The sequence below is a fragment of the Lentimicrobium sp. L6 genome (assembly GCF_013166655.1).
Taxonomy (GTDB): Bacteria; Bacteroidota; Bacteroidia; order Bacteroidales; family UBA12170; genus UBA12170.
Map to the genome: position 1 here is coordinate 1 of NZ_JABKCA010000120.1, position 8,898 is coordinate 8,898.

The following is an 8,898-nucleotide window of genomic DNA, read 5'->3' on the forward strand; positions in this document are numbered from 1 at the left end:
ATATAGATAACAATAATCTCAAAGATTCAGATAGTAACCAATTGAAAATCAATTTATTTTAAGTGGACACTAGTGTTGTAAAAGCCAAAATAAATGGGAACTATACAAGTAAGAAGATATTGATTGAATAGTTATTAACCTGAGCTCGACATTAAATTATGCCACAGTTTCAGATAATTAGCTCATATATAACCCGAATTTATGCAGAGCTATCGGGATAACTCAATGAAACTTGGGGAAATAGAGGAGCTAATTATCGAAATCTACTTGTAGAAAAGCCAATAATACATCATCTTTTACTTAATAATCATTTGATATAGCCCGCTATAACTGTATGATTATTAATACAAATCTAATGCATTATTGGCTTTCTGTGGCAATTATTTAATAATCGAGCTCAGGTTATTAGATTGATTAGGTTTAATAAGGCTGCTCAAATAATTATGGGCAGTCTTTTTTTTGCATAATTCAGAATTTAGATGCTTTACAGATAAAATATTTCATGGGAAATCCTGTATACTACTTCTTTCTTTACCTTTAATAAAGAATCCGAATACTGCAATTCAAACCTCATTAACTTTTTTAATCTTATCGGAGATCTAGATTTCAAAAGCAGCACGAATTTCCCCAACCACTTGCTTTAAGTCATTGGTGTTTTGCATGGGGTGGTATTTTGATAAGGCTTGTAATTCTGAGGAGTCTAAAACCTCTAAATCCTGCAATACTTGAAGAACAACAGGTGCTAAAACTGCCATGTTCCCAGATTCCATTTTAATAGCAAAACCAATGTCTTTGTCCTTTATTCCTACACAATAAACTCCTTCGGCACCCACCTTGCCCACTAACTTTCCGTTGCTCGCAGCTATTAATTCGCTACAAAAGCCATTGGTGCCAGAAACCATTTCTGGATGCGCACACATGGCAGTAAATATCCGCTCCGAAGCTTCTTTGTATGGCGGGTTTAGATGAGTTGGATTAGCCAAACGAGCATAAGCCAAAGCCATATTTTTAAGTGGCATGGCATGAACAGGAACCGAGCAACCATCTATTCCAATGGTGATGTCTTCCTTTTCCACCTCACACATTTCAGCTATCACTTCTAGTATTTCTTGTTGAACTGGATGATTGAGTTCTTTATAACTCTCAGTGGGATAGCCTTTGTGCTGGCAAATACTCAATTTACCCACATGCTTGCCCGAACAATCACTATACATAGGATTAAGTTGAATTTGATTGGCCGCCAATTCAAGTGCATAATTGGTGCTTAATGAAGTAACTGTTCCCCCTAATATGGCCTCCTCAGTTAAACCTATTTTCGATAGAATAGATTCGATAGTTTTGATATGAAATTTCTCTCCATAGTGAGAAGCACACATGATGGCTATTTCCGCTTTAGTGAATTTATATTTGTCGGCTGCACCACTCAAAATCACATTAAAAGCCTGAATAGGTTTGGCTGCAGAACGCCAATAGGTATACTTATCAGCATCGCCGTATTGGTATAGGATATCTCCTTTGGTATTGACCACCACCACATCGCCTCTATGGATGGTTTCCACTACTTTTCCTCTGGTAATTTCAATAAGCTTTTTTGCCATTGCTCTCTATTATTTTTGAGCTGCGAAAGTAGTAAATTACAGAAGTCGTTTTAATATACACTATTTACTATTTTTGTGATTCATTAAAATACTAGAAATGGACAAATTCTTCACCCTGTTTTTAATCGGACTTGTCATATCGGCATCCTGTCAAACCATTGAACAACAAGCAGCCGAAATTCACGATAAGGTATTTACCATTGACTCACATACGGATACTCCGCTCAAGTTTTTTAATTCCGATTTTAATATTGGAGTGGAACATGATGGGAGAAAAGGGCAAGGGAAAATAGATATTCCTCGTATGGAAAAAGGTGGATTAGATGCCGTGTTTTTTGCGGTATTTATTGGCCAAGGCGAAAGAGATAGTTTAGGTCATGCGCAAGCTTTTGAGAAAGCAGAACAAATTTTTGAAGCCACTCATAGCGAAGTAAAAAAGAATAAAAAGAAAGCAAAAATTGCCATCACTCCCGAGGATGGATATCAATTAGAAAAAAAGGGAAAACGAGCCATTTATCTAGGTATAGAAAATGGCTATCCCATTGGTAATAATCTGGATAATATCAATCATTTCTACGACTTAGGAGCCAGATATATCACCATCGTTCACTCTCATAATAATGATATTTCCGATTCTTCTACGGATAAAGAGGGTCCTGAATATAATGGTTTGTCGGCCTTCGGCGAGGGGGTCGTTGAGCGAATGAATGAGCTAGGAATTATGATTGATGTTTCCCATGCTTCTGATTCCGCTTTTTACGATGTTTTAGAATTGAGTTCTAAACCTGTGATTGCTTCTCATTCTTGTGCCCGCGCTTTATGTGATAATCCTCGCAATTTAAGCGATGACATGCTCAAAGCCATAGCGGAAAATGGCGGAGTCATTCAAATGTGTATTTTGAGTGATTATGTGAAGAAACTGGAACAAAGCCCGGAAAGAATAGAAGGCAAAAAAGCCTTCCGTAAAAAACATTCTAATTGGTCTAATTATACCGAAGAAGAACGCAAAGCGGGTTTACGAGATTGGTATCAATTAGATGTAGACTTCCCTCCAAACCTAGCTACTGTTTCCGATGCAGTAGACCATATTGACCATATAGTAGAAGTAGCAGGAATTGACCATGTTGGCATAGGAACTGATTTTGATGGAGGTGGAGGTTTGCAAGATTGTTACGATGCTTCTGAACTGGGGAATATCACTTTAGAATTGGTAAAACGCGGCTATTCAGAAGAGGATATTCGTAAAATATGGGGTGGTAATTTTATGCGTGTGTTTAGAGAGGTTGCTGCAAAATAATATTGAGGTCTCTAGAAAAAAGCATTGTAAACGAGCTGTCTCAAATTATAATTAAAAATAGGAATGGCTTTCTTCAAATATTATTCGTAAATTAGTAATTGAAGAACACTTATTTACTGACGCAAAGGCCTAAAAAATGAATTTCAGATATATCCTCTTAGTATTTTCCTTTATCTTTTTCTGTTCCATTTCTTTTGGACAGGATATAGTTCGGAGACAGATCGAAATTCCAAAAAACATTGAAATTCCAGATTATATTGATGAACTCGCAAACCGCTGTTGGGAAATAAGGGAAGGCCACAGCGATTCAGCGCTTCAATTAGGTTTAGACGCCATCGAATTAGCTGAAACCTATCATTTTCCCGAAAAACAAGCAAAAGCCAATAATTTTGTAGGGGTTGTTTATTTGCATTATTTTTATAATTACAGACAAGCCATTCCCTATTTTCAGAAAGCCATGCGGACCAGTATTTTTATTAAAGACTCCGTTCAGTTGGCTTATGCTTACAATAATTTAGGTGATGTGTTTTTGTTAAATGCTAACCTTCCATTGGCGCTTCAATACGCTGAATTATCCTATAAAATATTCAGAAATCTAAAAAAAGAGGAGGGTATTGCCTTTGCTTTAATCAATCTGGCAGAAGTATACCGAGCAAAGAAAGACTATGAGAAATCTTTAGATTATTTTAATCAAGCCGTAGAGATTAGAAAAGCAATAAATTCATCAAATAGAATGGGTTTTGTGACCTTTAATCGTGCCAAAACACTAGAGGAATCAGGTAATTTAGAATCTGCGAGAGATTTTTATCAAAGGTCTATCGAATATAGTTATGAGTCAAATGATTTCAGATATGTAAGTTGGAGCTTAAACGGATTGGCAAATATTTATTATAAACTATCAGAATATCATCAGGCATTACTTTATTATTCAAAAGCCCTCGATTGGAATAAAGAAAGAAATCATGAATATGGTTATTTCGATAATTATATTGGAATGGCCTTAGTATATGCTCAATTAAATGATAAAGAAAAGGGTTTAGAACTGCTGGACGAAGCCACAAAAGTGGCCAATAAATTAGGGATAAATACTCAGATTATAAATGCCCATCATTCCGTATTAGAATTTTATAAAATACTCGATGATTCCGAAAACATAAAACTTAGTTTTGATTTATTTATCAGTCAATATGATTCTATATTAGACGCCCAACAATTTGAAATTGTTAATGAATTGGAACGAAATTTTAGAATTCAACAAGAATTGTTGATTTCGGAGCAAGAACTTGAATATGATGAGAAAGAAAAAAGCGCATTGCTTTTGATCATAGTGGTCATGGTTTTAATTATGCTAGTTATACTTTGGCAGTATCGGACGAACAAAAAGATGAACTTAAGGCTGGAAGCGATGAATCAAACAAAAGATAAACTCTTCTCAGTTATTTCACATGATTTAAAAAATCCATTTAATACTTTAATTGGTTTTAGCGATATCTTAGTTTCATCTCTAGAAGAAAATGAATATGCTGACGCTCATGCCCATGCAAAACTAATCCATAAAGCTTCTTATGAAGGCTATAAACAATTAACCAACCTATTACAATGGTCTTTATCACAAAGTGGAAAAATAGAGCTTAGGCCCGAAGCAGTATCCCTCTCAACATTACTAAATGAAATAAAGGATTTTTACCTGATTGAAACCAAGCAATACAATATCCATCTGGAAGTGGAAAATAATATTGAAGAACTGGTCATTTTGGATCCTAATATTATTAAAATCATCTTGGAAAATTTATTGTCAAATGCCATAAAATATACTCCTGAAGGTGGAAATATTATAATGTCAACTTCTAAAGAATCCAATTACATTAAGATCAATGTGATGGACTCGGGAATTGGAATACCAACTGAAACCTTAATTGCTTTAAAGAAAAAAGATAGATTTATCAAAAGCAGTAAAGGCTTAAGAAAAGAGAAAGGAACAGGACTGGGCTTAAGCATCGTAAATGACCTTATCGAAATACACAAAGCAAATCTATTCGTTGAAAGTAAGGATGGCTCAGGAACTATCTTTAAGATTGAAATTCCAACCGATTTAAAAAACATATCATAATAGCTTTGGTAAAAATCCAATTCTTAACCATTACATTTTCTAAATAAATAAATCTATATCTTTGAAAACAACAAAACCTTAATGTTTTCATGAAGCAAAAAAGACCGCCATGGTATTTTCTCGTATTACTTATTTTGGCTGGTGAGTCTGTTTTTGTGGTGCCCTTTATCATCGTAAGAGTATTCCGACCTGCAGTACTCGAAGTGTTTCATTTAAGTAATTTAGAACTCGGCTTTTGTTTCTCTATTTTGGGAGTTATTGCTTTCTTCTCTTATTTTTTTGGTGGTCCCTTAGCAGATAAATACCCTCCTCGAAAACTAATTGCAGTGGCACTATGGATGACAGCATTAGGAGGAGTCTATTATTATCAAATTCCGGGCTATACTGGATTAAAAATACTCTATGGTTATTGGGGTTTTACCACCATATTCTTGTTTTGGGCACCTATGATAAAAGCCGCACGAGTTTGGGGTGGTGCTACCTCACAGGGAAAAGCCTTTGGGTTTTTAGATGGCGGTAGAGGCTTGGTGGGCGCCTTATTTGGCGCTTTAGGTCTGCTCATTTTTTCTTTGCTTTTGGGTGATGATATTCAAATGTCTGATGCTGAAGAAACGAAAAAAGCTCTAAAACAAGTCATCATGTACTCTTCAATAATTGTAACAATAGTTGGTGTTTTTGTGTGGTTTTTCATGAAACTCGATCGTCAAATAGAAAAGGAAATAAGCATAGAAAAAATCCAAGTTTCCCAGATTAAAGAAGTTTTAGCTTTGCCTTCAGTCTGGTTATTAATGATGATTATTCTATGTGCTTATGTGGGTTATAAAATCACTGATATTATTTCTCTCTATGCCCAAGAAGTGATGCTTTACGATCATGTGAAATCTGCTCAAATTGGTACCTTCTTGCTATTTATGCGTATGATTATTGGAACTATAATTGGCCTATTGGCAGATAAAACAGAGAGTACATTTTTACTAATTATTAGTTTTGGACTTACTTTAATTGCTTCATTAGCCATAGCTCTTGGTTTCATTACAGCATCGGTAACTTTACTCTTTATACTCTCCATTTTAATATTGTCAACAGGAGTTTATGCCGCCAGATCTTTATATTTTGCAGTCATGGAAAAAGGAAATATCCCAGTGATGTTAACTGGAACGGCCGTAGGGCTAGTTTCTCTGATTGGATATGCTCCAGATATTTTTGTGGGTCCTATTATGGGCCATTTGCTCGATAGTTCACCTGGACTAAAAGGCCATCAACATGTATTTTGGATATTGGTTTTGTTTTCAATTATGGGTAGTGTTGCAGCTTTTGTTTATTATCAGATGTTTGGAAGGAAGAAAGGTTCAATACTAAAATGAAAGAATGATTGAATGGAGGGAATGGGAGAAGGAATTGACTATTATATCATTAAAGCATTATTGCATTTATTGAAGAAAGGATTGAAGGAAAAATGATTAAATGAGAGAAGTAGCAAACTATTCTATCATTGTATCATTACTTTATTTACTCATTAAACCATAAAAAATTGAATAAATTATCCTTAGTTTTGTATCAACTCAAAGCCTTAGACCATGCATAGATTGAGAACATATATAGAACAGATAGCAAAAGTTACCGATGAAGATTGGAGCTTATTCTCTGCATGTTTGTTTCAGCAGAATTTTGCAAAGCGTCAGCTGATTTTAGAAGCTGGGCAGGTTGAAAACCATATTTCTTTTATTGAGGAAGGCATGGTAAGGGTATTTATCCCAAAAGAAGACCCTGAGAAAGAAATCACTTTTGGTTTTAGTTTCAAGTATGAATTTATTAGTGCCTATGATTCTTTTTTAAGTCGTGAGCCTTCACAATACCAATTAGAAGCGTTAAGTAAATGCAGTGTGTGGAGTATATCCTATGAAGATTTGCAAAAGGTATATCGGCATACCAAGATTGGCAATCTTATTGGCCGCCTAACGGCAGAAAGGCTATTTCTCATTAAATCCAATAGAGAGCAATCTTTACTCAACCAAAGTGCCGAACAACGTTATTTAAACCTCTTTAACACCCGTCCAGCGCTTTTTGAGAGTATCCCCTTAAAATATATAGCTTCGTATATTGGAATCACTCCTCAGGCCTTAAGCCGTATTCGTAAAAAGTCTTTATAGCCTTGTTGTCAAATATCAACATAAAGAATTCCTGAACCTAGGTTCATTGCTATTCCTAATTAATCCTCACATCTTTGCATACAACAGATAATCTTATAGAAATGGCTATTTTATTGTTCTTCATTGTATTATGGTATGGAGGATTGTTTTTCCAAACTTTTTTCCTTCATCGTTATGCTGCGCATCAAACTTTCACCATGTCGAGGAGGGCAGAGAAGGTAAGTTTTGTGCTGACTTGGATATTTCAGGGCTCCAGCTATTTGAGTGCCTATGGTTATGGAATTATGCACCGTATGCACCATGCCTATGCCGATACTGAGAATGATCCACACTCTCCTAAATACGACAAAAACTTGATGAAGATGATGTTGCGAACTAAGGACAATTATCAAGATATCAATAATAAAGATGTTTATGTGGAAGAGAAATTTTTAATTAATGTTCCGCAATGGAAATCCTTCGATCACTTTGCCAGTTCCATGCTGTCTAGAATTTTATGGGGTGCTTTATACTTTCTATTTTTCTTGTTTTTTGTCACCGCATGGTGGCAATGGCTGCTCCTGCCACTCGCCTTTCTCATGGCACCCATTCACGGTGCTATTATCAACTGGTTTGCTCATATCTATGGCTATGTAAATTTCAAGGTGAATGATACCTCTAAAAACCTCCTCCCTATAGATTTTCTAATGATGGGGGAATCTTATCATAATAATCATCACAGAAATAGTGGTAAACCCAACTTTGGTGGAGTGAGATGGCATGAAATAGATCCCACCTATGTGGTTATGAAAATGCTTCATTCATTTAAACTTATTCAGCTTAAAAGAGTTTAGTGGAATGGAGAAAAGTATCCTTTAATTTATTAATATTCAAAATAAGATATCATTTAAAATTATATATAGAACCAAGGAAATATCTAATAACTTCGATTATTAAATAATTGCCACAGAAAGCCAATAATGCATTAGATTTTAATCTGAAAAGTATGAAGTTATAGCGGGTTATATCAAATGGTTTTTAGTTAATGCCGATGGCTATCGGCAGATGTATTATTGACTTTTCCTGTATAGGATTTCAATAATTAGCACATCTACTTCCTAAAATTTTATTGATTTATCCCAATAAACCTTCAAAATATTTAGTCGTATATGAGCTAATTATTTGAAACTGTGATGATATTTAATGTCGAACTCAGTCCATTAGACGGCTATAAAGCCGTATTTTTTACATAAAATAACTGGTAACTTTGTAGAAAACAGGATGGAATTACCAGACCTTGTTAACCAATGGTGCTATTAAGCCCATAACTCAGTTTAGGCATGCACGCTTATAGATTGTTTAATGGTGGCGTTGAGACCCCTTATAGTAGAATATCGAATACTTAAACGTGCTGATAATCCCATCCATAAATAATTCATTATGGCAAAGATATATAATTTAAATGCTGCCGGGATCGACATTTCTGTAAAAGAATATGTAGTAACAGTCCCAGAAGAACGAGAAGAAAACAATGTTCGGACATTTGGAACCTTTATCAAAGACATCCACTTACTAGCAAATTGGTTAAAGAAATGTAAAGTAGACACTATTGCAATGGAATCAACAGGAATCTACTGGTACCATCTTTATACAGTGCTACTAGATTATGGATTTGAAGTTTTTTTAGTAAATGCTCAACATGTAAAAAAGGGTCAAGTTGAAATTCTGGGGGAATTGATTTTTACGCAAAAATATTTGTCAATC

The 8,898-nt window shown here is 35.0% G+C and carries 7 protein-coding genes; 6 read left to right on the top strand and 1 reads right to left on the bottom strand.

The genetic code is table 11. The annotated features are described in order from the left end of the window. Nucleotides 1-599 precede the first annotated feature (599 nt). Nucleotides 600-1,598: an asparaginase gene (locus HNS38_RS19100; RefSeq protein ID WP_172346922.1), complete on the bottom strand. Its 999-nt coding sequence runs from the start codon at nt 1,596-1,598 to the stop codon at nt 600-602. Nucleotides 1,599-1,695: 97 nt separating this feature from the next. Between HNS38_RS19100 and HNS38_RS19105 the strand changes: the two genes are divergently transcribed. The 6 genes from HNS38_RS19105 to HNS38_RS19130 form a co-directional block, all read left to right on the top strand. Continuing rightward, a complete protein-coding gene (locus HNS38_RS19105) occupies nt 1,696-2,895 on the top strand; it encodes a dipeptidase (RefSeq protein WP_172346923.1) in 1,200 nt (399 codons plus the stop codon). Nucleotides 2,896-3,031: 136 nt separating this feature from the next. Continuing rightward, nucleotides 3,032-5,005 carry a tetratricopeptide repeat protein gene (locus HNS38_RS19110; RefSeq protein WP_172346924.1) on the top strand — a complete coding sequence of 658 codons (1,974 nt, stop codon included), beginning with the start codon at nt 3,032-3,034 and terminating at the stop codon, nt 5,003-5,005. Nucleotides 5,006-5,094: 89 nt separating this feature from the next. Then, the gene (locus HNS38_RS19115) at nt 5,095-6,369 is read left to right on the top strand and encodes a nitrate/nitrite transporter (protein ID WP_172283578.1); all 1,275 of its coding nucleotides are present in this window, start codon (nt 5,095-5,097) and stop codon (nt 6,367-6,369) included. Between the two features lie 213 nt (nt 6,370-6,582). Continuing rightward, nucleotides 6,583-7,155, top strand: coding sequence for a Crp/Fnr family transcriptional regulator (locus HNS38_RS19120; protein ID WP_172346925.1), 573 nt, complete (start codon nt 6,583-6,585; stop codon nt 7,153-7,155). A gap of 101 nt (nt 7,156-7,256) precedes the next feature. Beyond that, nucleotides 7,257-7,988 (top strand): acyl-CoA desaturase, encoded by a 732-nt coding sequence (locus HNS38_RS19125; RefSeq protein ID WP_172346926.1) that lies wholly within the window; start codon nt 7,257-7,259, stop codon nt 7,986-7,988. Nucleotides 7,989-8,574: 586 nt separating this feature from the next. Further along, a partial coding sequence (locus HNS38_RS19130; protein WP_172346927.1) for a transposase occupies nt 8,575-8,898 on the top strand: 324 nt, incomplete at its 3' end.